The following is a 22,991-nucleotide window of genomic DNA, read 5'->3' as shown; positions in this document are numbered from 1 at the left end:
CCGCTTTCGCGGTCCCGTCGTATCGTCCCGGAATGACGGTGGCTTTGGCTGCTTTACAGGCCCTTTGCCTTGATTCCCATCCCTGCCGTCGATACGGTCCCGCGCGATTCAAAACCCCCGCGAGAGCCCGATCTGACGATGGACGCCTCATTGCCCGCCCATATGCGCCCGGAACGTTCGTTCCAGGGCTTCATCCTCGCGCTCCAGCGATTCTGGGCCGAGCAGGGCTGCGTGATCCTGCAGCCTTACGACATGGAGATGGGCGCGGGCACCTTCCATCCGGCGACCACGCTGCGGGCGCTGGGGCCAAAACCCTGGAACGCGGCCTATGTGCAGCCCTCGCGCCGGCCCAAGGATGGCCGCTACGGCGAGAATCCGAACCGGATGCAGCACTACTACCAGTTCCAGGTGATCATGAAGCCGTCGCCGCCGAATCTTCAGGAGCTGTACCTGAAGTCGCTCGCCGCGATCGGCATCAATTCCGCCGTGCACGACATCCGCTTCGTCGAGGACGACTGGGAGAGCCCGACGCTGGGCGCCTGGGGCCTCGGCTGGGAGTGCTGGTGCGACGGGATGGAAGTGTCGCAGTTCACCTACTTCCAGCAGGTCGCGGGCTTCGAATGCGCGCCGGTGGCCGGCGAACTCACCTACGGGCTCGAGCGCCTCGCGATGTATGTGCAGGGGGTCGACCGCGTCTATGACCTCAACTTCAACGGCCGCGAGGGCGCCGACAAGGTCACCTACGGCGACGTCTTCCTCCAGGCCGAGCAGGAATATTCGCGGCATAACTTCGAATATGCCGACACGGCGATGCTGTTCGAACAGTTCAAGATGGCCGAGGAGGCCTGCAAGAAATATCTCGCCGCCGGCTGGCGCGAAGGCGGCAACAGCAAGCAGCACCTGATGGCGCTGCCCGCCTATGACCAGTGCATCAAGGCGAGCCATGTCTTCAACCTGCTCGATGCGCGCGGCGTGATCTCAGTGACGGAGCGGCAGAGCTACATCTTCCGGGTGCGCGAATTGGCAAAGGCCTGCGGCGAAGCCTGGATGCACACCGAAGCCGGTGGAGCGGCCTGATGCCCGATTTGTTGCTTGAACTGTTCTCCGAAGAAATTCCCGCGCGCATGCAGGCGAAGGCGGCCGACGATCTGCGCCGCATGGTCACCGATAGGCTCGTTGCCGAAGGCCTCGTCTATGAGGGCGCAAGGGCGTTCGCGACGCCGCGCCGCCTTGCGCTGACCGTGCACGGCGTTCCCGCGCGCCAGCCCGACCTCAAGGAAGAGCGCCGCGGTCCGCGCGTCGGCGGACCCGAGCCCGCGATCCAGGGATTCCTGAAAGCCACGGGCCTTGCTTCACTCAGCGAAGCAAAAATCCAGAGCGACAAAAAGGGCGACTTCTACATCGCGCTGATCGAGAAGCCCGGCCGCGCCGCGATCGACGTGCTCGCCGAGATCCTGCCGGTGATCATCCGCACCTTCCCCTGGCCGAAATCGATGCGCTGGGGCGCGCGTTCGGCCAAATCAGGCGCGCTCAACTGGGTGCGTCCGTTGCACGCGATCACCGCGACGTTCGGGCTCGAGACCGAAGAGCCTGATGTCGTAAACTTCTCAGTGAATGGCATCGAGGCCGGCAGCACCACCTACGGCCATCGCTTCCTAGCGCCCGCTGCGATTCCCGTGCGCCGCTTCGAGGACTACGAAGCCAAGCTCTTGAACGCCAAGGTCGTGCTCGACCCCGAGCGGCGCAAGGACGCGATCTTGACCGACGCCAAGCAGCTTGCCTTCGCGCAAGGGTTCGAACTGGTCGAGGACCAGAACCTGCTCGACGAGGTCGCGGGCCTCGTCGAGTGGCCGGTCGTGCTGATGGGCTCGTTCGATCAGGAATTTTTGGCGACGCCTGCGGAAGTGATCCGCGCCACCATCCGCAACAACCAAAAATGTTTCGTGGTCAGAGACCCGAAGACCGGAAAACTCGCCAACAAGTTCATCCTGGTCGCCAATATAGAGGCGACCGACGGCGGCAAGACCATCATCGCCGGCAACGAGCGCGTGATCCGCGCGCGCCTGTCGGACGCGAAGTTCTTCTACGAGACCGACCTGAAGACCAAGCTCGAGGACCGGCTGCCGAAGTTCGAGCAAATCGTGTTCCACGAGAAGCTCGGTACGCAGGCTGAGCGCATCAAGCGCATCGAGCGTTTGACAGCGGAGGTTGCGCCGCTGGTCGGCGCCGACGTCGCCAAGGCCAAGCGCGCCGCGCATCTCGCCAAGGCGGATCTGCTGACCGAAGTCGTCGGCGAATTCCCGGAAGTGCAGGGCCTGATGGGCAAGTACTACGCGCTGGCGCAAGGCGAGGACGCCTCCGTCGCCGCGGCCTGCGAAGAGCACTACAAGCCGCAAGGGCCCGCCGATCACGTGCCGACCGATCCGGTCAGCGTCGCTGTCGCGCTCGCCGACAAGCTCGATACGCTCGTCGGCTTCTGGGCGATCGACGAAAAGCCGACGGGAAGCAAGGACCCTTACGCGCTGCGCCGCGCTGCGCTGGGCGTGATCCGGTTGATCGCGGAGAATACGCTGCGCCTCTCGCTGTTGAACGTGGCGGCGTCCGCGCATGCCGGTTTGTCGGTCAAGTCGGCCGACGCGCAGAAGCTCCCGAGTGATCTGCTCGCCTTCTTCGCCGACCGCCTCAAGGTCCAGCTCCGCGAGCAGGGCGCGCGGCACGATCTAGTCGACGCCGTGTTTGCGCTTGGCGGCCAGGATGATCTCCTGATGATCATTCGCCGTGTCGACGCGCTCGGCAAGTTCCTCGATACCGACGACGGCAAGAACCTGCTCGCCGGCACCAAGCGTGCCAGCAACATCCTCGCGATCGAGGAGAAGAAGGACAAGCGCACGTTCGACGGCGCGCCCGATGCGGCGCTCTACAGCCTCGGCGAGGAGAAGGCGCTGGCCAAGGCGATCGACGAGGTGAAGACGGAAGCAAGCAGCGCCGTTGCGAAGGAAGACTTTGCCGCCGCGATGAGCGCGATGGCGAAGCTGCGTCCGCCGGTCGATGCCTTCTTCGACAAGGTCCGCGTCAACGACGACGATCCGAAAGTGCGCGAGAACCGTCTGAGGCTGCTCAACGAAATCCGCAGCGCCACGCGTGCGGTCGCGGACTTCTCGAAGATCCAGGATTGAGCTCTCGTTCCCCGGATGCTGCGCAGCGCGCCGCGCGCTTCGCGGCGTGATGCGCTGCTGATCCGGGCCCACGCACCGTGCGCTCGACTCCTGGGTCCCGGGTCTGCGCTTCGCTTGCCCGGGACACGAGAGCGCAAAAAAGCCCCGCCCGGCGGGGGGAGGACCGAGCAGGGCCTGATGTCCGCGTTAACACTGCTCGCGCCAATCTCGGTCGGCGCGCCGGACATCGAATCGAAGGTTGCTAGTCCAACACCTCGACGATGCGCCGCGAGCGTGGTTCGACCAGCACGGTCTCGCCGTTCACGACGGTGTAGCGGTAGGTCGTCGCGCCGAAACGTTGCGGGACGTCATAATAGGTCACACCGCTTTCAGGTAAGGTGGCACCGACCACGATGCGATCGGGCACGGTGAAGGTCGGCACGCGCTGCTCGGTGACATATGCGCGGAAGGCCGGCCGCTGCTCGACCGCAATGGTCGGGGCGCTATCGACCACGGCGGGAGCGCGTCCCACCGTTTGCGCCTGCGCCGCGACGGGCGAGCCGACCGCGGCCGCGAGCGCTGCAAGAGCAAGAATCCTGTTCCGCATGGACAACTCCTTCGACGTGATATTTTCGGAAGCGCAAGGAGCGCGACTGGTGGCCAATGCATGCGCCTTTGCAATGTTCCGACAAAAACACCGCCGCATTCGCGGCAATTTCGGGCGATTTTCGCGAAGGCGGGAACCTGCAGAGGTCTCAACGCGTCTCTACTCCCGGACTCGCGGAACCCGCCCGGCTATGATCCGCCCGCGATTCGCGTCACGTCCCACGCCACAGAAAGATCATTCATGCACATCACCGTCGCCCACATTTCGCCGATCCTGTCGTTGATTGCGGGCGTGCTCATCCTGATCATGCCGCGGCTTCTCAACCTGATCGTCGCGATCTTCCTTATCGTGAATGGCGCGATCGGACTCGGGCTCCTGAAGTGGCTCCACCTCTAGGCGTTCATTTTCCGGAACTGTTCGACTTGCGCGGGCCGGCCCAAAATGGTGTAAGGCCCGCGATTTCCCTTCCCTCTCGCAGGTTGTTTGCAAGCCATGGCCAAAGCCGCCTCGAAGCCTAAGAAAATGCCAGCGAAATCAAAGTCCTATGCCAAGGCGAAAGCCGCCCCGCCAGCCCGCAAAGCACTTCCGAAGAGCGCTACAAAGCGGGTCGTGAAGCCGGCTGCCAAGGTGGCCGCGAAGGCCGCGACCAAGCCGGCGGCCCCCAAGGTGGCTGCGAAGCCGGCGCCCAGCGCGGTCAAGGCCGGCAAGTGGGTCTTCACGTTCGGTGACGGCAAGGCTGAGGGCAAGGCCGAGATGCGCGACCTGCTCGGCGGCAAGGGCGCCAACCTCGCCGAAATGGCCAATCTCGGCCTGCCAGTGCCTCCCGGCTTCACCATCCCGACCTCGGTCTGCACCTACTTCTACGCACACGGCAAGACCTATCCGAAGGAATTGAAAGCGCAGGTTGAGAAGGCGCTCGACTATGTCGGCAAATTGACCGGCAAGATCTTCGGCGATGCCAAGAACCCGCTACTCGTCTCCGTGCGCTCCGGCGCGCGCGCCTCGATGCCGGGCATGATGGATACCGTGCTCAATCTCGGCCTCAACGACGAGACCGTGGAAGCGCTGGCCGAACTGTCGGGCGATCGCCGCTTCGCCTACGACAGCTATCGCCGCTTCATCACCATGTATTCCGACGTGGTGCTCGGCTTCGAACATCATCACTTCGAGGAGATCCTCGACACCTTCAAGGACAGCCAGGGCTACTCGCTCGATACTGACCTGTCCGCCGAGGACTGGGTCGATCTGGTCGGCAAATACAAGGACGCGGTCGCGCGCGAAATCGGCCGGGATTTCCCGCAGGATCCGCACGATCAGCTCTGGGGAGCCATCGGCGCGGTGTTTTCCTCCTGGATGAACGCGCGCGCGGTGACATACCGCAAGCTGCACGACATTCCGGAATCCTGGGGCACCGCTGTCAACGTGCAGGCCATGGTGTTCGGCAACATGGGCGAGACGTCGGCGACCGGCGTCGCGTTCACGCGCAACCCCTCGACCGGCGAGAGCAAGCTCTACGGCGAGTTCCTGATCAACGCGCAAGGCGAGGACGTGGTGGCGGGCATCCGCACGCCGCAGGACATCACCGAGCAGGCGCGCCAGGAATCCGGCTCCGACAAGCCTTCGATGGAGACGGCGATGCCGGAGGCCTTCAAGGAGCTGACGCGCTTCTATACGCTGCTCGAGAAGCACTACCGCGACATGCAGGACATGGAGTTCACGGTCGAGCAGGGCAAGCTCTGGATGCTCCAGACCCGCGGCGGCAAGCGCACCGCCAAGGCGGCGCTGCGCATTGCGGTCGAGCTCGCCAATGAAGGCCTGATCTCCAAGAAGGAAGCGGTGACCCGGATCGATCCGGCGTCGCTCGACCAGCTCCTGCATCCGACCATAGATCCCAACGCCAAGCGCGACGTGATCGCGACCGGCCTGCCGGCTTCGCCGGGTGCTGCCTCCGGCGAGATCGTGTTCTCCTCGGATGAAGCGGCCAAGCTCCAGGCCGACGGGCACAAGGTCATCCTGGTTCGCATCGAGACCAGCCCCGAAGACATCCACGGCATGCACGCCGCCGAAGGCATCTTGACCACGCGCGGCGGCATGACCTCGCATGCCGCGGTGGTCGCGCGCGGCATGGGCAAGCCCTGCGTCTCCGGCTGCGGCACCATCCGCGTCGATTACGGCCGCGGCACCATGAGTGTCGGTTCGCGCACCTTCAAGACCGGCGACGTCATCACCATCGACGGCTCGCTCGGCCAGGTGCTGGCCGGCCGCATGCCGATGATCGAGCCGGAGCTGTCCGGCGAGTTCGGCACGCTGATGACCTGGGCCGACCAGGTCCGCAAGATCGGCGTGCGCGTCAATGCCGATACGCCGGAGGACGCGCGTACTGCGCTCAAGTTCGGCGCGCAGGGCATCGGCCTGTGCCGCACCGAGCACATGTTCTTCGAGGAGACGCGCATCCGCACGGTGCGCGAGATGATCCTCTCCGAGGATGAGCAGTCGCGCCGCGCCGCGCTCGCCAAGCTCCTGCCGATGCAGCGCGCCGACTTCGTCGAGCTGTTCGAGATCATGAAGGGCCTGCCCGTCACGATTCGTCTGCTTGATCCGCCGCTGCACGAGTTCCTGCCGCACACCCACGCCGAGATCGAGGAAGTGGCGCGTGCCATGAACACCGATCCGCGGCGCCTGGCTGACCGCGCGCGCGAGCTGTCGGAGTTCAATCCGATGCTCGGCTTCCGTGGCTGCCGTATCGCGATCGCCTATCCGGAGATCGCCGAGATGCAGGCGCGCGCGATCTTCGAGGCGGCAGTCGAGGCGCAGAAGCGCACCGGCAAGGCCGTCGGTCTCGAGGTGATGGTGCCGCTGATCGCGACCAAGGCCGAGCTTGACCTCGTCAAGGCGCGGATCGATGCGACCGCACAGTCCGTGATGCGCGACGCCAACACCAAGCTCGCCTATCAGGTCGGCACCATGATCGAGCTGCCGCGCGCCTGCCTGATCGCCGGTGAGATCGCGGAGAGCGCCGAGTTCTTCTCCTTCGGCACCAACGATCTCACCCAGACCACCTACGGCATCAGCCGCGACGACGCCGCGAGCTTCCTCGGGCCTTACGTGACGAAGGGCATTCTGCAGATCGACCCCTTCATCTCGCTCGACCAGGAAGGCGTCGGCGAGCTCGTCAAGATCGGCGTCGCACGCGGCCGCAAGACGCGGGCCTCGCTCAAGATGGGCATCTGCGGCGAGCACGGCGGCGATCCCGCCTCCGTCGCGTTCTGCCACGCGGTCGGTCTCGACTACGTTTCCTGCTCGCCCTATCGCGTGCCGATCGCCCGCCTCGCTGGCGCGCAGGCCGCGCTCGGCAAGGAGATTGCGAGCCAGGCGTGAGCGAAGACTGAAACTTCAAATGCGACAGAGGCGGGGCCAGTCCCCGCCTCTTTCATTTCGAGTCCTGCTCGCCGCCACATCGCAATGACGAGATTAGGGAGGGTGCACGTCCCATACTCACTGTCATCGCCCGCGACGGCGGGCGATCCAGTATTCCAGAGACCGCTCAGGGATACGGGGAGGCGGCGGCGTACTGGATGCCCCGCCTTCGCGGGGCATGACACCGGTGATGCGGCGCGGTGCGCTCTGCAACAACGAAACCGCGCGTCCCGCAACGATACACGCCATCAACAGTTCCTTCACCATTCGCATTGACCGAATGTTTACCGCTTCACGACAGCGGACATTTACCAATTCGCGCGATCCGCCCGTGAGAACACCTGCGTTTGCTTGCGTGTGCCAGGTGCGCAACGCCGATTAACTCCCCGGCAACCTAAATTAGATACTGACGAAATGGATCGAATTGCACGGATGTACCGACTTCGATCAAACGAGCGTAAGCGTTGCGTGGGCGTATCGATGTTTATGTTGCGTAACCATCCGAAGGGCGCGCGGTTCGCGTCCTTCGGCATCGGTCTCTGCATCTTCGCATTGATGCCGAGAGAGACCGGCTATCAGGACATTGCCTCGTTGCTGGCGCGTCAGCCCGGCGTCGCCGAGCGCTGGCAGAAGCAGGTGTTTTCGGCGGCATCCTCGATCCAGCTCGCCACTTACAGCTTCGCACGTCCGATCGGAACATCTGTGCCGCAGAGCGCGATGTATCGCCTCGCAAGCCTCGATGGCCGAGCCATCACCGGCACGATCACTCGCAATCCGGCGCTGCAGACGCCGCCGCGCTACCAGGCCTCCGATTTTCCCAAGGTCGATCGCTCGCTGAAGGGTGATCGTCTCGCCACCGTTACGCCCACGCCAGCGCCCGAGACGGCGACGCCGCCGGTCGCACCCGCGCAGCAAGATCCCGCCACGTCAAACAGCTCGGTGTTCGGCGCCAAGACCGCAGCGCTGCCGCAACCGATGTCGCCTGAGTCCGCGGCCGCACTCGATCCCGAGCTCCAGGAAGCGATGCGCGCGCCGCCGCTGCCGCAATATTCAACCCCCCCGAAAGCTGGCGATGCCGCGCCGTCGCTGGCCGCTGAGCCGCTCGATGCGACGAAGCAGGCTGCGGCGGCCCGACCGTCGCGCGATCCCTTCAGCGTGAAGACGTCGAACCTCTTCTTCGGCAGTTCCTCGCTGGGCGGCAGCCTCGAGAGCATCGAGAGCTGGCAGCCCGGCGCCGAGCCGCTGATCGTGGTGCCCGATCCCGACATGAAGGTGATGACCGCGCTGCCGTCGCCGTCGGAGGACATCGCGAGGGCGACCGAGAGCGGCGAGAGCGTCGCGCCGAAGGGCGAGGTCAATGCCGACAACCAGCGCGCAAAATCCCCGGCCGAGCGGCTCGCGCTCGACGAGAAGTCGCGGGCGAAATCCGAGAAGTGCCTCGCGGAAGCCGTCTACTTCGAGTCCCGCGGCGAAGCCGTGCGCGGCCAGATCGCGGTGGCGCAAGTGGTGATGAACCGGGTGTTCTCCGGCAAATATCCGGACACCGTGTGTGGCGTGGTCTATCAGAACAAGTACCGCCACTTCGCCTGCCAGTTCACGTTCGCCTGCGACAACAATCCCGATGTGATCCGCGAGCCCGAGATGTGGGAGCGCGCCAGGAAGATCGCGAAAGCAGTGCTGGACGGTCAGGTCTGGCTGCCCGAGGTCGGCAAGTCCACGCACTACCACGCCTATTGGGTGCGCCCGTCCTGGGTCGCCGAGATGAAGAAGATGTACAAGTTCGGCGTGCACACTTTCTATCGGCCGCGCGCCTGGGGCGACGGCAGCGAGGAGCCGAGCTGGGGCACGCCGGCGCAGACCGCGGCGCTCTCCGCCGAGCTCGTCCAGGAGGCGAAGAGCTCAGCCGAGATGGGTGTGAGCGAGCGACGGTAGCTCGCTTACCTCTCCCCGCAGGCGGGGAGAGGGAGAAGACCACCTCACGCCTCGATATCCAGCGCGCAGTCGAAATTCGGTGCCGAATGCGTCAGTGCGCCGGACGAGGCGTAGTCGACGCCGGTCGCGGCGATCGCTGCGATCGACTCCAGCGTGACGCTGCCGGAGGCCTCCAGCGCGACGCGGCCGGCTGCAAGCTTGACCGCCTCGCGCAGCGTCGCGAGGTCCATGTTGTCGAGCAGCACGGCGTCGGCAAGCCCGCTGTCCAGCACCTCGCGGAGTTGCGCAAGCGTGTCGACCTCGATCTCGATCTTCACGAGATGACCGGCATGAGCGCGGGCGCGCTGCAGCACCGGGCGGATGCCGCCGGCGACCGCGATGTGATTGTCCTTGATTAGGATCGCATCGTCGAGGCCGAAGCGGTGGTTGAAGCCGCCGCCGCAGCGCACCGCGTATTTCTCCAGCGCCCGCAACCCCGGCGTGGTCTTGCGCGTGCAGCAAATCCGCATCTTGGTGCCTTCGGTCCGGCGGACGTACTCGGCCGTCAGCGTCGCGACGCCCGACAGGCGGCCGACGAAGTTCAGCGCGGTCCGTTCTGCCGTGAGTATGGCGCGCGCGGGCCCGGTGATCGTCAGCACGTGCTGCCCGCGGGCGACGCGCGCGGCGTCGCGGACATGTGCCCGCACGTCGATGCCGGGTGAGAGCTTTTGCAAGGTCGCGAGCGCCAGCGGCAGTCCGGCGATCACGCCGGACTGGCGCGCGACGAGGATCGCCTGCGCTGTCGTGGCCTCGGGAATGGTCGCAAGCGATGTGATGTCGCCGGCGCGGCCAAGGTCCTCGTCGAGCGCGCGCTGCACGGCGTCGTCGATTGCGAGCGGCGAGAGGAAGGCATCGGGATTGAGCAGCGAAGTCGGGGTGATCACGGAGGTCTCCATCAAGCGATCATGGGTTGGGCTGTTCGCGGCAGCGGATGTTCGGCGAGGCCCTCGGCCACCTCGCGCGCCGCTGCGAGCGTGGTCATGGTTCGATGGCCGCGTGAGGCAACATCCGCCGGATGATCGGAGCGGAAATGTGCGCCGCGGCTTTCGCGGCGGATCCAGGCTGCGGCCGCCACCAGCAGGGCTGTCGTCGCCATGTTGCGCAGCGCAACGCTCGTGGTCTCGCGTTCGAGCGCGCCAAAGTGGCGCACCGCCTCCGCAAGTCCGTCACTGTTGCGGATCACTCCGACCCGTGAGCTCATCATCGCGCGCAGCCGCTTCACGGCCGCAACATCCGCCGTGCCGCCGCGCGGCGTCACCAGCGCGTCCGGGAGGCGGGCAGGCGAGGGGATCGCACAGCCCGCAATGTCATCGGCAATGCGCGCGGCATAGACCACCGCTTCCAGCAGCGAATTGGAGGCGAGCCGGTTCGCGCCATGCGCCCCGGTCGACGATACTTCGCCGCCGGCCCAGAGCCCGTCGATCGAGCTGCGGCCGCGCGCGTCCACCGCGATGCCGCCCATGTGGTAGTGCGCGGCCGGTGCGATCGGGATTGCTTGCGTGGCGGGATCGATGCCGGCGGCGATGCAGCTCGCATGCACGGTTGGAAACTTTTCGGCGAAGCTCGCGCCGAGCGCCTCCCGTGCGTCGAGGAAAGCGCCGCGCCCGGCCACGATCTCGGCGAAGACGCCGCGGGCTACGATGTCGCGCGGCGCGAGCTCGGCGAGCGGATGGCGCGCGAGCATGAAGCGCTCGCCGCTGCCGTTGATCAGCGTCGCACCTTCGCCGCGCAGCGCTTCGGTCGCCAGTGGCGCCGGATCGCGACCGACCATGATCGCGGTCGGGTGGAACTGGACGAATTCGGGATCGGCGATCACGGCTCCGGCGCGCGCAGCGATCGCAAGGCCCGATCCGCCGGCCTCGACCGGGTTGGTAGTGACGCCATAGAGATGGCCGATGCCGCCGGTTGCGAGCACAACCGCGCGGGCGGCGAGGACCGTCGGCCGTGACGCCGCGTTCGCGGCGTCGCGCAACTGAAGACCGGTCACGGCACCGTCTTCGGTGAGGAGGGCTTCGGCAGCAAGACCCTCGATGACGCGAATCGATGGCGTGCGGCGCACGGCGTCGCTCAAGGCCGCGATGATTGCTGCGCCCGCCCTATCGCCGCGCACATGCACGATGCGCCGCGTCGAATGCGCGGCCTCGCGGCCGACCGCGAGCTTGCCTTCGAAATCGCGATCGAACGGCACGCCGTAAGCCAGCAGATCGTGGATGCGCGGAGTCGCTTCGCGCGCGATCCCAAGTGCGACCGCTTCATCGACGAGGCCGCCGCCGACCGCGACGGTATCGGCGGCATGCGCTTCGGCGCTGTCGCCCTCGGCCACCGCCGCGGCGATGCCGCCTTGCGCCCATGCGGACGACGCGCCCTGTCCGAGCGGCGCCGCCGAGATCAGCATCACCGGCCGCGGTGCCAGTTTCAGTGCGCAGAACAGTCCGGCAAGGCCGCCGCCGACGATGACGACGTCGTCGGTGGTGCGGGTGAGATCGTGGATGTTTGTCATGGCTCTCTCCAAGTTCTCTGCTGTCGTCCCGGCGAAGGCCGGGACCCATGACCCCGGGGAGTAGTTGTTGTGCGAAGCTGTTCGACGTCGTTCTTCGCAACGACATCCGCCTGTGGGTATGGGTCCCGGCCCCTCGCCGGGACGACAGCTTTGCTTGTTGCTGTTGCCTTCAATTCTTCAGATTGATCATCCGCTCGACCGACCGGCGTGCACGTGCGGCGAGGGCGGGATCGATCGTCACCTCCTCGCGAAGCGACAACAGGCTCTCCAAAATGTTGGCGAGGGTGATGCGCTTCATGTGCGGGCAGAGATTGCAGGGACGTAGCATCTCGACATCGGGAAGCTCGGCGCGCACATTGTCGGCCATCGAGCATTCGGTGATCATGACGAGACGCCGCGGCCGCTTCTCGCGCACCCAATTGATCATATGTGCGGTCGAGCCCGTGAAGTCGGCTTCCGCCAGCACGTCCGGCGGGCATTCCGGATGCGCGATGATCTGCACGGACGGATCGGCCTCGCGAAACCCGCGCAGCTCCGCGCCGGTGAAGCGCTCATGCACCTCGCAGGCGCCCTTCCACGCGATGATCTTCACGTCGGTTTTTGAGGCCACATAGGTCGCGAGATAGCGGTCGGGCAGGAAGATCACGCTTGGTGCGTTCAGGCTCTCCACCACCTGCACTGCGTTGGACGAGGTGCAGCAGATGTCGACCTCGGCCTTCACCTCCGCCGACGTGTTGACATAGGCGACCACCGGTACGCCGGGGAATTTTTCGCGAAGCAGGCGAACGTCCGCACCGGTGATGCTGGCGGCAAGCGAGCAGCCGGCGCGCGTGTCGGGGATCAGCACCGTCTTGTCCGGATTGAGCAGCTTCGAGGTCTCCGCCATGAAGTGCACGCCGCACTGGACGATGATGCCGGCCTTCACCTTGGTCGCTTCGACCGCGAGCTGGAGCGAGTCACCGCCGATGTCGGCGACGCAGTGGAAGATCTCGGGCGCCTGGTAGTTGTGCGCAAGGATCACTGCGTTGCGCGCTTGCTTCAGCTCGTTGATCGCCTTGATCGTCGGCGCCATCAGCGGCCACTCGATCGGCGGGATCACGTGCTTGACGCGATCGTAGAGATGCGCGGTGGCCGCTTCGACCTCGGCCGTCCATTCGAGCGACGGCATAGGCAGCGCGGCCTCGGTGCGCGCCGGCGCGGGGCGCGCGGGTATGGTGGGTTGGCCTTGAGGCCGGCTGGCAAAATCGTCAGGGCCGTAAATTCCAGTGATCGGCATCGAAGTCTCCCCGTGCGTTAATTATGCTCTAGATGAGTATATATGAGGCCTGAGAAATCCGGCCAAAAGGCCGGGCCGGACTTCGTCTGGGCTCAGATATGCTCAATCTGAGTAGATCAAAAATAGCACGTCGGGCTGACAGCCGCTAGGCCCCTCGGCACACATTCTCGTTAAATCGCGCCTCCCGCGTCAGGCGAGGTCTCGTTGAAATGCAATGCTCCCGCGACAGCCCCTCGTAGAACGCAATCATTTTGGTCTTGGGGTTTTCATGCATTTGCATTAAACGGGCTGACTCGCGGCTGCCTATTCCGGACCCGCGAACGACAGATGAGGAAGTGCATGTCGACACAAGTGGGCGAACTCGGTCCAGTTTCACGTTCCTCGACCTGGCGGACGCCGGCGGTCATCATCCTCTGCGGCTGCGCGATCGGCATGCTCGGCTTCGGTCCGCGCTCTGCGCTCGGCTTCTTCGTGCAGCCGATGAGCCATGAGTTCGCTTGGGGCCGCGATGTGTTCGGCTTCGCGATCGCCGTGCAGAATTTGTTGTGGGGATTGGGCCAGCCGTTTGCCGGCGCAATCGCCGACCGCTTCGGGCTGTTCCGGGTGATGTGCGTCGGCGCCGTGCTCTATGCCGGCGGCCTGTTGCTGATGCGCTATTCGTCGACGCCGCTGTCGCTGGACATCGGTGCGGGTGTCATGATCGGGTTTGGTCTGGCCGGCTGCTCGTTCAATCTGGTGCTGTCGGCGTTCACCAAGCTGCTGCCGGCCGAGAAGCGCGGCCTTGCGCTTGGCGCCGGCACCGCGGCGGGCTCGTTCGGCCAATTCCTGTTCGCGCCGGTCGGTGTCGCGCTGATCGACAATTTCGGCTGGCAGCAGGCGCTCACCGTGTTCGGCTTCCTGATGCTGCTGATCATCCCGCTGTCGCTGGCGCTCTCCACGCCGCCGGTCGAAGGCTCCGCCAGCGCAGCACCCGCGGACGAGCAGTCCTTCACCAAGGCGCTCGCCGAGGCCTTCGGTCATCGTTCCTATGTGCTGCTGGTGCTCGGCTTCTTCACCTGCGGCTTCCAGCTTGCGTTCATCACGGTGCATCTGCCGGCCTTCCTGGTCGACCGCGGCATCTCGACGCAAACGGGCGGCTGGGTGATCGCGGCGATCGGCTTGTTCAACATCATGGGCTCGCTGAGCGTCGGCTACCTTCAGAACTATTTGCCCAAGCGTTTCATTCTCTCCACGATCTACTTTGCCCGCGCGCTCGCGACGCTTGCCTTCATCTCATTCCCGATCACGCCGTTCTCCGCGATCGCGTTCGGCGCGGTTTCGGGCCTGACCTGGTTGTCGACGGTGCCGCCGACCTCGGCGCTGGTGGCGCTGATGTTCGGCACGCGCTGGCTTGCGACTCTCTATGGCTTCGCGTTCGTCAGCCATCAGGTCGGCGGCTTCCTCGGCGTCTGGCTCGGCGGCATCGTGTTCGAGCGGTTCGGTTCCTATACGCCGATCTGGTGGCTCTCGATCCTGTTCGGCGTGCTCTCGGCGCTGATCAATCTGCCGATCGTCGAGAAACCGGTCCAGCGGGCGGTTGCGCAGCCCGCCTGATCGGCTAAACATCCCTGAAACAAAGTCAGGGAGTTCAGTCGTGGCCACATTCAAGGCGATCCGGATCGACAAGGCGGACAAGGGCACCACCGCCGCGCTCACGCAGTTCGACGAAGCCGAGCTGATGGACGGCGACGTCACCGTGCGCGTGGAATGGTCGACGCTGAACTACAAGGACGGCCTCGCGCTCACCGGCAAGGCGCCGGTGGTGCGCCGCTTCCCGATGATCGCCGGCATCGACTTTGCCGGCACGGTCGAGCAATCCTCGCATCCGCAATGGAAGGCCGGCGACAAGGTGGTCTGCACCGGCTGGGGCATGGGCGAGACCCATCTCGGCGCTTATGCAGAGAAGACGCGGGTGAGGGGCGACTGGCTGGTCGCTCTGCCGCAAGGGCTATCGGCACGCGACGCCATGGCGATCGGTACCGCCGGCTTCACCGCGATGCTCTCGGTGCTGGCGCTGGAGAAGCACGGGCTGTCGCCGAAAAGCGGCCCCGTGGTGGTGACGGGCGCGGCCGGCGGCGTCGGTTCGGTCGCCACCGCCGTGCTATCGAAGCTCGGCTATCACGTCATCGCTTCGACCGGCCGCGCCTCCGAGGCTGACTACCTGAAGCACTTGGGGGCAGCCGAAGTCATCGACCGCAACGAATTGTCGGCACCAGCCAAGCCCCTCGCTAAGGAGCGCTGGGCGGGCGGGGTCGACAGCGTCGGCTCGACCACTCTCGCCAATCTCCTCTCGATGACCAAGTATGGCGGAGCGATCGCGGCGTGTGGCCTTGCCGCCGGTATGGATCTGCCGTCCTCGGTCGCGCCGTTCATTTTGCGCGGAGTGTGCCTTCTCGGCATCGATTCGGTGATGTGCCCGCTCGAGCCGCGGAAGGCCGCCTGGCAGCGCTTAGCCTCCGATTTGGACCGGACCAAACTATCTGAAATCACTCATGAAATTTCGCTCGGCGAAGCCATCGAATGGGGCCCGAAAATTCTCGCCGGCCAGGTCCGAGGCCGGATCGTGGTAAAAATTGTCTAACGACGTTCAGACTTTACCAACGAAGCTGCTCCAATGTTGCCACGGTTGGTATGGTAAGCAGCAGGTAAAGGTATCAGGCATCGCCCGCTGCGGGGGTTGTTCGGAGTTTGAGCATGCTTGCGCGTATTGTGTTGGGGGCCGTCACGGCGGCAGCGACGTTTGGGCCGGCCATTGCCGGGAGCATGAACGCGGATGAGGCGCGCCGTTTCGTAGCCGGCAAGGTCTTCGCCTTCACTTGCTTCGACGGCACCCGCGGCGCAGGCCGTATTCTCGACGATCTCGGCGCCGCCGGTGCGGTTCAGTTCTCCGGTGCAGGTCCGGTTCGCCACATCCGCCTGCCCGGCAATACGCTCCAGATCCGTGGCCAGAACGTCTGCGCCTCGATCAAGGGCATTCCGTTCGAACCTTGCTTCAATCTCGAAAAGACCGACGAGCGCAGCTTCCGCGGCTCGGTGTCGGGCATGGGCTTCGCCTATTGCGACTTCCACCACCAGGGCGGCAACCAGATGCTGATGGCGCGCGCCGTTGCGCGGCCGCGCTCGCTGCGCAGGTCCGAGCGTACCGGTTCGGTCGCCTCGCCGAGCACCGAAGTCGCCGCACGGGTCGAGACGCCGCGCGTCGAGAGCGGGCGGCTCGAGCCGGTCAAGTCGGAGCCCGCAAAGAACGAGGGGCCGCTCGAGCTGCGCCGCTCGACCGAGTGAGTTTTTGACCGCGCACGGCATGCCCGTGCGCACGCCTTGTTGACAATATCCGCCGGCCGTCAAGCCGCCGCGCCGTAGTCATACGGGCGGCTTCTTTCATGCCTTGGTAGCGACTCGCGCTCAGTTTGCGTCATGGCCGGGGCAACCCGATAAAAGGGTTCAACGATGTCGCTTTATTTCTTTCGCATCAGTACCGGCCGCTATTCCGGCGCCGCCGATCAGCCGTACGAGTTCGAGGACCGCGCAGCCGCCTGGACGGAGATGACCGAGGTCTGCGCCAACCTGCTTGGCGGCATCGCACGCAGCCTGAAGCCGAATGCCAAATGGAGCATGGAGCTGCTCGACGAGAACAAGCAGCCGGTTTTTCGCGTCAGCTTGGTCGGCGAGACGTACCCGCTTCCCAACAACACCGATTGAGCGCGCAGCGTCGTGCTGAGGCACTCGCAACGAATGACTGCGGGTGAGTTAAATGCCGACAATCTGGATATTGGTATTTCTACGGAGCTTCCCGTTAACGGCTGTTTGCGACTATGCGCGCAATCTTACCGGATAAGAACCAGCCAGCATTGTTGAACTGACCTCCGTCCTGTCGTCCGTCGTGACGATGGCGGCGCCGCGTTGCGAGCTATCATCACCGTCCGGGATTTTTGCCTGATGTCGAAATTGTCGATCGTTTTCAAGATTCTGACCGTGCTGTCAGTTCTCGTGCTCTCACTCGCCGGCGTCGGTGTGATGGCGATCGGGACCATGCAGAGCATCAATGCCCACACTGTCGAGATCGCGCAGAGCTGGCTGCCGAGCGTGCGCGCGCTCGGCTCTCTCCGCGCCGACATCAATGAGCTGCGCGTCGCGCTGCGTCTGCACCTGATGCAGGACACCATTGAGGGCAAGGATGCCGCCGAGAAGCGGCTGGCCTCGCTACGAGAGCGCATCGAAAAGACGCGCAAGGTCTACGAGCACCTGATCACGTCGGCCGAGGAGCGGGCCCTCTATGGGCAATGGACGCAGGCGTGGGCGGAATATCTGAACGGCGTGCAGGACGTAATGGCGCTGTCGCGCAAGAGCGTTGGCCGCTTCCCGACCGATGCCAGCGAGCTATTGCAGACCAAGGTCGCGAAGATGGCCCAGGCGGCCGATCCGCTGCTCCAGAAGGGCATCGAGCTCAACAACCAGGGCGCCGAGATGGAGACGAAGCAGGCGGCCGACAGCTACGCCACCATCTTCCGCGTGCTGGTCGGCGTCATCGTTGCCGCCGTCGCGATCGCGATCGGCGCCGCCTATTATCTCGTGCGCGACGTCTCGCGCGGCATCGCCTCGATCATCCGCCCGATGCAGGCGCTTGGTGAGGGCGACCTCTCGGCCGAAGTGCCGCATCGCGGCGAGAGGACCGAGATCGGCTCGATGGCGGACGCGCTCCAGATCTTCAAGGACGCGCTGATCGCAAAGAATGCCGCCGACGAGGCGGCAGCGCGCGATGCCGAGGCCAAGATCGAACGCGGTCGCCGTGTCGACGCCATCACCCGCAAATTCGAAGCCATGATCGGCGAGGTCGTCGAGACCGTGTCCTCGGCCTCGACCGAGCTCGAGGCATCCGCCACGACACTGAGTAGCACCGCGCAGCGCGGCCAGGAACTCGCAACCGTCGTTGCGGCCGCGTCCGAGGAGGCGTCCACCAACGTCCAGGCCGTCGCATCGGCCTCGGAAGAGCTATCGTCCTCCATCACCGAGATTAGCCGCCGGGTGCAGGATTCGGCGCGGATGGCCGCGGAGGCCGTCGAGCAGGCGACCCGCACCAACGAGCGCGTCAACGCGCTATCGCAAGCAGCCTCCCGCATCGGCGACGTCGTCGAGCTCATCAACACGATCGCAGGTCAGACCAACCTCTTGGCGCTGAATGCGACCATCGAGGCGGCGCGCGCGGGCGAGGCCGGCCGCGGCTTCGCCGTGGTCGCCTCCGAAGTCAAGGCGCTGGCTGAGCAGACCGCGAAGGCGACCGGCGAGATCGGCCAGCAGGTCGCGGGCATCCAGGCGGCGACGCACGAGTCCGTCAGCGCCATCCAGGAAATCGGCGGCACCATAGAACGGTTGTCCGAGGTGTCCTCCGCCATCGCCGCCGCCGTCGAGGAGCAGGGTGCGGCCACGCAGGAGATTTCGCGCAACGTGCAGCAGGCGTCGATCGGCACGCAGGAGGTCTCCTCGAACATCACCGACGTGCAGCGCGGCGCGATCGAGACCGGCTCGGCCTCGACGCAGGTGCTATCGGCTGCTAAGTCGCTCGCGAGCGACAGCACGCGCCTCAAGGTCGAGGTCGCGCAGTTCCTGGACTCGGTCCGCGCGGCCTGACGCCTACGCGCTTGTCTGCGGTGCCGGCGGCGGCGAAGCCTGCCGCCGGAACAGGATGCGCTGGTAGAGCCAACCGATCGCGACCAGCACGACGCCGAGGCACATGAACGACAGCGCGCGGTAGATGCCCGTCAGCGTCGACATGTCGATGACGAAGGCTTTGAGGATCGTGAGCGCGATCACGACGGCGGAGGCAAGCCGTGCGCGCTCCGAATTGACGAGGATGCCGACGCCGAGCAGCACCACGCCGAAGGTAAGCCAAGCGATCGAATAGGTGTATTGCTCGGCGCCCGTCATCGCGCCGTCGAGCAGGATCGGCCCGTGATAGAAACGGCGGATCTCCAGCGTCACGTAGGCGAGTGCGAACACCAGTGCGCCGCCGGCAATCGTGTTGGCGTAGGCGATGGGACGATGCCCCGCCACCGCATAGGAGAGCAGCAGCATCAGCACTGCCGGCAGCGCGTAGCCGAGCAGCAGCAGGTTGAACACGACGCCGCCGACATCGATGCGGCTCCACTGCCACGGGTTCTCCAGGATCAGTAGGCCGATCACGCTGACGAGCCCGGCGACCACCGTGAGGACGACGGCGCCGACATTGTGCACGATGCTGTGGCTCCTCAGCCGCAGCCGCTCCAGCCCGATCGCCATCGCGAGCGTCACGCAGACCTGGAGCGCGAATTCGAGCAGCGAGGGCGGCGAGGTCATGCGGCCGCCGGTTGCGAGGTGACGGATCTCCATGAAGGCGAGCAGCGCCGTGAACAGGATCGCGGCGGCCTCCACCATGCGCAGCGGCGCGTCGTCGCCGCGGCGGCGCAGGAAGTGGCTTGCCGCCCAGAACGACAGCGCGGGCAGGCCATAGCCCCACAGCAGCCAATTGAAGATCGGCGTGGTGCCGACGGCGTCGCCGACGATACGCGGATCATAGGCGATGCGCGCGGTGACGATCGCCGCGAAGATGGCGGCGAGCCAGCGCAGGAACGGGATCGACCGCTGCATCGAGATCCAGGCAGTGCCGAGCGACATCAGCGCCAGCGCGATCGTGAGCCAGCCCTTCTCCAGCGCGAAAGTCAGCGCCAGCGCCAGGGCGCCGAGCGTGCCGGTGGCGAACAGCGCGGTGGAGATCGCGACACCCGGCCGGGTCTCGCGGCGGGTGAGCGCTTCGGTGGCGGCGCCGAACGCTGCGGCAAGGAGCACTGCGAGAATCGCAAACGGAATCGAGCGGTCGAGATGGGCGATGCGTGCGTAGAGCGCGACGAGGAGCGCGATCGGTGTCGCGACCGCCGTCGCCGACCACACCACGGGGATGATCGCCGAGTTCGATCGTCCCTGCGCGAGGAAGCCGGCGATACCGAAGCCGCCTGTGAAGAGCGCCGCCGTCACGAGATGCAGTGTCACGGCACTGTCTATCGCGGTCGGCCCGATGCCGGGCAGGGGACCACCCGGCAGCACCAGCATATCCGGATTGGCGCGCACCGCCCATTCAGCGAACACGATGAAGACGGTCGCGCTGGCTGCGCTCAGCGCGCCGGTCGCGGCCGACGCGCGCCAAGCTACAAGCACCGTCGCTGCGACGAGCAGCGCGAAGGCGATCAGCGCGAGATCGGCATGTGCGCTCGACAGCACGATCAGCATGGCCCCGAACAGATAGGCGGCGAGCGCGCTCGAGGAGACCGGTTCGATCTGTCCGTCCCCGATCGTGGGGCCGAACATGAAGCTGCAAACAACGAGCAGCGCGGCGAGCACGAAGCCGGCCATCACATGAAAGGCGTGCGGCGCAACCTGCAGGTCGCCGGTATCGAGCCCCGGGAAGGTCCAGAGCACGGCGAACACGATGGTGGTCACCGCCAGCCAGCGCCACAGCCGGATGCGCGCGAGGCCGAAGCTCGCGGCGGTGACGATGGCGAGATAGACGTAGAGCGCCCAATAGTCCGCCCTGCCGCTGGAGACGAGGACCGGCGTGACGAAGGCGCCGACCACGCCGAGGCCCGCAAGCGCGGGCCCGTGCAGCAGCGCGGCGGCGAGCGTTGCGAGCGCGACGAGACCGAGCAGCACGAAGGCGGTGGCGGGAACGAGGAAGCCGTAGAGCGCGTAGGCGGCGTAGATGGTCGCAAACGCCACCGCCGTTCCGGCCGCGGTGAGGATCGCCGGGATGTTGGCGATCGGTAGCGCCTGGATGTTGGAGATGCTTTCCTTGCGCCGCGTCCATTCACCGGCGCCGAGCAGCGCCAGCGCGAACAGGCCACCGAGGAAGACGCGCACGCCGGGCCCGACGAGGCCGGCCTCGATCGAATAGCGCACCATGAAGAAGCCGCCGAGCGCGAGCGCAAGGCCGCCGATCCACACCACCCAGCGCGTGCCGAGGCGCTCTTCGAATCCGGGCGTAGCAGGAGCGGTCGGTAGCGGAGGCGGCGCATCAGCGCTCGGCTCGAGCGGCAGCGGTGCGGCGGCATCGGCGACGAGCGGCGGCGCCAGTTCGGCCCCGGGCGCGATGGGCGGCGGCTCTGGCGTGGCTTCCCCGGGCGCCGAGGCCTCTTCCTGGAAAGGCATCAGCGGCGGCGGCTGGACCGGCCGCTGGCCTTGCAGCGCGGCTTCCAGCCTGCTCAGCCGCCTGCGCAGCTCGGTCGCCTGATTGGAGGTCTTGATCGCGATCAGGAAGGCGGCGACCGCGAGCATCACCGCAAAGACGTCGAACGGGGCGTCGAACATAAGGCCTCCAGGCGAGCGGCGCGCAACCGGCCGATCACGCAAATCTTCTAGCGCCGGGAGCGCACGCGCAAGCCGGGCGCCGGCCGCTCCTGGAGCACTTCGCGCCGGAAGCGGTAGAGCGCCGCCGGCCGTCCGCCCGTCTGTGTCGACATCACCCCGGTCGGTTCGACCAGGGCTTCCGTTTCGACCAAGCGGCGGAAGTTCTGCTTGTGCAGGTGTCGGCCGGAGATCGCCTCCACCGTGTACTGCAATTCGGTAAGTGTGAACTCGGCAGGCAAAAGTTCAAAGACGACAGGACGATACTTCAGTTTTGCACGCAGCCGAGCAATGCCGGTGGCGAGAATCCGGCGGTGGTCGAAGCGCATTGAGGTGCCGAGCGCGGGAGGCGCCTCGCGCGCTAATGCCGCAGGGCGGCCGTCGCGCCGCGCCTCCTCGATCAGGCCGGCCTCATAGAGCAGCTCGTAGCGGTCGAGCACGCGCTCCTCGTCCCAGGCCGCGCCATCGAGGCCGAAATAGAGCCGCACGCGATCCTTGCGCGGCAGCGCGCGCGTCGTCTCCGGCGTCTCCTCCTCGGCCCATTTCGTCAGCGCCGGGATGATGTCGCGGGCGATGATCGCGGGCGGCTCCTCGCGCCAGTCTTCCCAGGGAAAGAACCGGTACCAGGGCTCGAAGCTCGCCGCCGTCGCCGCGACAGCACCGTCCACTGCACGCGTGAGCGCGAGATAGCCGATCGACACGATGTGCGCGCCGCTGTCGGCAACCTCCGCGCGGCCGCGATCGCCGAACGTGTAGAGCTGCTCGACATAGCCGAGCCTCAAGCCCGCCTGCTCCTCGACCCAGGCGCGCAAGCCGATTTCGAAGGTACGGTGCCTGAGCGCATCGAACGGACCGAACGGCAAGCCGATGAGCCCGTCATCGCCGCGCGCGGTGAGGATCAGCGGCTCGTGGTCCTCGATCGCGACGATCGCGGCGGTCAGGCCGATCTCGATCGGCGTCAGCAGCTTGTCGCTCATGCGGCAGCGATCGCGGGCGTTGCGGTCATTCGAGCTCGATCGCGAAGGGGCGGCCTTCGACCATCATCGAACCTGGCCCCATCTCGTCGAGTGCGCGCAGCATGCGGCCGTTGCGCCCCAACACGCGGTCGGCGAGGCTGACGATGCGCCGGTTCGGCGAGGCGATCGGAGAGGCCGCGCGGATCTTTCTGGCGATCTCGATCTCGTCGCGCTGCGGGTTGAGTGCGCAGACAGCGGCGAACGCGCTCGCGGTGGAGCGGCTGATGCCGGCGTAGCAATGCACGACCAGCGGCGCGATGCGGTCCCAGCCGCGCACGAAATTCAGCACTTGGTCGATATGCGCTTCCGACGGCGCAACGAAGCCATCCATCTCTTCGATGATGTCGTCCATCGACACCTTGAGATGATTGGCCGGCAGCACCGACACTGGCCGTGCCACCTGCTCGACATTTGCCATCACCGTCAGCACGTGGCTGGCTCCGGTCAGACGGACGGTTTCGGGAAGCGCGGCGAGGGAACAGACGTGGATCATGACGGACCTTTTTGCCGGCGATTATAGCGAGCACTTGTAGGGTGGGCAAAGCGACTTGTCCGCCGTAGCTCGAAGAGCGAAGGCGGAAGCGTGCCCACCATCACTCGAGCAGGAGGCAAGATGGTGGGCACGGCGCTTCGCGCCTTTGCC

The 22,991-nt window shown here is 65.9% G+C and carries 17 protein-coding genes; 10 read left to right on the top strand and 7 right to left on the bottom strand.

Annotated features, from left to right (window positions below):
- Positions 1-138: 138 nt before the first annotated feature.
- A complete protein-coding gene (locus tag MTR72_RS06115; protein ID WP_280965433.1) occupies positions 139-1,077 on the top strand; it encodes a glycine--tRNA ligase subunit alpha in 939 nt (312 codons plus the stop codon).
- A complete protein-coding gene (glyS, locus tag MTR72_RS06110) occupies positions 1,077-3,176 on the top strand; it encodes a glycine--tRNA ligase subunit beta (protein WP_280965432.1) in 2,100 nt (699 codons plus the stop codon). Before MTR72_RS06115 ends, glyS begins: the two co-directional genes overlap by 1 nt.
- Positions 3,177-3,417: 241 nt before the next feature.
- Here the strand turns inward: glyS and MTR72_RS06105 are convergent, their stop codons facing one another.
- A complete protein-coding gene (locus MTR72_RS06105) occupies positions 3,418-3,762 on the bottom strand; it encodes a DUF1236 domain-containing protein (RefSeq protein ID WP_280965431.1) in 345 nt (114 codons plus the stop codon).
- Positions 3,763-4,002: 240 nt separating this feature from the next.
- Between MTR72_RS06105 and MTR72_RS06100 the strand changes: the two genes are divergently transcribed.
- From MTR72_RS06100 to MTR72_RS06090, 3 genes are all read left to right on the top strand, one after another.
- The gene (locus tag MTR72_RS06100) at positions 4,003-4,158 is read left to right on the top strand and encodes a DUF3096 domain-containing protein (protein ID WP_018648785.1); all 156 of its coding nucleotides are present in this window, start codon (positions 4,003-4,005) and stop codon (positions 4,156-4,158) included.
- A gap of 96 nt (positions 4,159-4,254) precedes the next feature.
- Positions 4,255-7,140, top strand: a complete 2,886-nt coding sequence (gene ppdK / locus MTR72_RS06095) for a pyruvate, phosphate dikinase (protein ID WP_280965430.1) — start codon at positions 4,255-4,257, stop codon at positions 7,138-7,140.
- 519 nt (positions 7,141-7,659) lie between these two features.
- Entirely contained in the window at positions 7,660-9,111 is a 1,452-nt protein-coding gene (locus MTR72_RS06090) for a cell wall hydrolase (RefSeq protein WP_280965429.1), read from the top strand.
- 44 nt (positions 9,112-9,155) lie between these two features.
- On the opposite strand, the gene nadC is transcribed toward MTR72_RS06090, so the two are convergent.
- The 3 genes from nadC to nadA all read right to left on the bottom strand — a co-directional run bounded on the left by nadC (position 9,156) and on the right by nadA (position 12,926).
- Positions 9,156-10,034: a carboxylating nicotinate-nucleotide diphosphorylase gene (nadC, locus tag MTR72_RS06085; protein WP_280965428.1), complete on the bottom strand. Its 879-nt coding sequence runs from the start codon at positions 10,032-10,034 to the stop codon at positions 9,156-9,158.
- Between the two features lie 11 nt (positions 10,035-10,045).
- Entirely contained in the window at positions 10,046-11,650 is a 1,605-nt protein-coding gene (locus tag MTR72_RS06080) for an L-aspartate oxidase (RefSeq protein WP_341510227.1), read from the bottom strand.
- 169 nt (positions 11,651-11,819) lie between these two features.
- On the bottom strand, positions 11,820-12,926 hold the full coding sequence (gene nadA / locus MTR72_RS06075) for a quinolinate synthase NadA (protein ID WP_280965426.1): 1,107 nt from the start codon (positions 12,924-12,926) through the stop codon (positions 11,820-11,822).
- Between the two features lie 339 nt (positions 12,927-13,265).
- Here nadA and MTR72_RS06070 point away from each other — a divergent pair, with 339 nt between their 5' ends.
- The 5 genes from MTR72_RS06070 to MTR72_RS06050 all read left to right on the top strand — a co-directional run bounded on the left by MTR72_RS06070 (position 13,266) and on the right by MTR72_RS06050 (position 18,590).
- Positions 13,266-14,519, top strand: a complete 1,254-nt coding sequence (locus MTR72_RS06070) for an MFS transporter (protein WP_280965425.1) — start codon at positions 13,266-13,268, stop codon at positions 14,517-14,519.
- 40 nt (positions 14,520-14,559) lie between these two features.
- Positions 14,560-15,546: an acrylyl-CoA reductase (NADPH) gene (gene acuI / locus MTR72_RS06065; protein ID WP_280965424.1), complete on the top strand. Its 987-nt coding sequence runs from the start codon at positions 14,560-14,562 to the stop codon at positions 15,544-15,546.
- A gap of 113 nt (positions 15,547-15,659) precedes the next feature.
- Complete coding sequence (locus MTR72_RS06060; RefSeq protein ID WP_280965423.1) at positions 15,660-16,247, top strand: hypothetical protein; 588 nt, start codon at positions 15,660-15,662, stop codon at positions 16,245-16,247.
- A gap of 165 nt (positions 16,248-16,412) precedes the next feature.
- Positions 16,413-16,664 carry a DUF6894 family protein gene (locus MTR72_RS06055; RefSeq protein WP_280965422.1) on the top strand — a complete coding sequence of 84 codons (252 nt, stop codon included), beginning with the start codon at positions 16,413-16,415 and terminating at the stop codon, positions 16,662-16,664.
- Positions 16,665-16,901: 237 nt separating this feature from the next.
- Positions 16,902-18,590 (top strand): methyl-accepting chemotaxis protein, encoded by a 1,689-nt coding sequence (locus MTR72_RS06050; protein ID WP_280965421.1) that lies wholly within the window; start codon positions 16,902-16,904, stop codon positions 18,588-18,590.
- A 3-nt stretch (positions 18,591-18,593) separates the two neighbouring features.
- On the opposite strand, the gene MTR72_RS06045 is transcribed toward MTR72_RS06050, so the two are convergent.
- From MTR72_RS06045 to MTR72_RS06035, 3 genes are read right to left on the bottom strand one after another with little or no spacing between them, the layout of a single operon-like run.
- A complete protein-coding gene (locus tag MTR72_RS06045; RefSeq protein WP_341510226.1) occupies positions 18,594-21,296 on the bottom strand; it encodes a DUF2339 domain-containing protein in 2,703 nt (900 codons plus the stop codon).
- Positions 21,297-21,343: 47 nt separating this feature from the next.
- Positions 21,344-22,309 (bottom strand): NUDIX hydrolase, encoded by a 966-nt coding sequence (locus tag MTR72_RS06040; RefSeq protein WP_280965419.1) that lies wholly within the window; start codon positions 22,307-22,309, stop codon positions 21,344-21,346.
- Between the two features lie 25 nt (positions 22,310-22,334).
- Positions 22,335-22,841 (bottom strand): tyrosine phosphatase family protein, encoded by a 507-nt coding sequence (locus MTR72_RS06035; protein ID WP_280965418.1) that lies wholly within the window; start codon positions 22,839-22,841, stop codon positions 22,335-22,337.
- Positions 22,842-22,991 lie beyond the last annotated feature (150 nt).

Source organism: Bradyrhizobium sp. ISRA442 (genome assembly GCF_038085055.1).
Classification (GTDB): Bacteria; Pseudomonadota; Alphaproteobacteria; order Rhizobiales; family Xanthobacteraceae; genus Bradyrhizobium.
Note: the sequence above shows the minus strand (reverse complement) of the source record. Positions and strands in the feature narration are given on the sequence as shown.

Excerpts from the sequence above, each read along its gene's own strand:
- MTR72_RS06055 (WP_280965422.1), top strand. The coding sequence starts at position 16,413 with ATGTCGCTTTATTTCTTTCGCATCAGTACCGGCCGCTATTCCGGCGCC.
- MTR72_RS06050 (WP_280965421.1), top strand. The coding sequence starts at position 16,902 with ATGTCGAAATTGTCGATCGTTTTCAAGATTCTGACCGTGCTGTCAGTT.
- MTR72_RS06090 (WP_280965429.1), top strand. The coding sequence starts at position 7,660 with ATGTTTATGTTGCGTAACCATCCGAAGGGCGCGCGGTTCGCGTCCTTC.
- MTR72_RS06045 (WP_341510226.1), bottom strand. The coding sequence starts at position 21,296 with ATGTTCGACGCCCCGTTCGACGTCTTTGCGGTGATGCTCGCGGTCGCC.
- MTR72_RS06060 (WP_280965423.1), top strand. The coding sequence starts at position 15,660 with ATGCTTGCGCGTATTGTGTTGGGGGCCGTCACGGCGGCAGCGACGTTT.
- MTR72_RS06115 (WP_280965433.1), top strand. The coding sequence starts at position 139 with ATGGACGCCTCATTGCCCGCCCATATGCGCCCGGAACGTTCGTTCCAG.
- MTR72_RS06105 (WP_280965431.1), bottom strand. The coding sequence starts at position 3,762 with ATGCGGAACAGGATTCTTGCTCTTGCAGCGCTCGCGGCCGCGGTCGGC.
- ppdK (WP_280965430.1), top strand. The coding sequence starts at position 4,255 with ATGGCCAAAGCCGCCTCGAAGCCTAAGAAAATGCCAGCGAAATCAAAG.
- MTR72_RS06100 (WP_018648785.1), top strand. The coding sequence starts at position 4,003 with ATGCACATCACCGTCGCCCACATTTCGCCGATCCTGTCGTTGATTGCG.
- MTR72_RS06035 (WP_280965418.1), bottom strand. The coding sequence starts at position 22,841 with ATGATCCACGTCTGTTCCCTCGCCGCGCTTCCCGAAACCGTCCGTCTG.
- MTR72_RS06040 (WP_280965419.1), bottom strand. The coding sequence starts at position 22,309 with ATGAGCGACAAGCTGCTGACGCCGATCGAGATCGGCCTGACCGCCGCG.
- MTR72_RS06080 (WP_341510227.1), bottom strand. The coding sequence starts at position 11,650 with ATGACAAACATCCACGATCTCACCCGCACCACCGACGACGTCGTCATC.
- nadA (WP_280965426.1), bottom strand. The coding sequence starts at position 12,926 with ATGCCGATCACTGGAATTTACGGCCCTGACGATTTTGCCAGCCGGCCT.
- glyS (WP_280965432.1), top strand. The coding sequence starts at position 1,077 with ATGCCCGATTTGTTGCTTGAACTGTTCTCCGAAGAAATTCCCGCGCGC.
- MTR72_RS06070 (WP_280965425.1), top strand. The coding sequence starts at position 13,266 with ATGTCGACACAAGTGGGCGAACTCGGTCCAGTTTCACGTTCCTCGACC.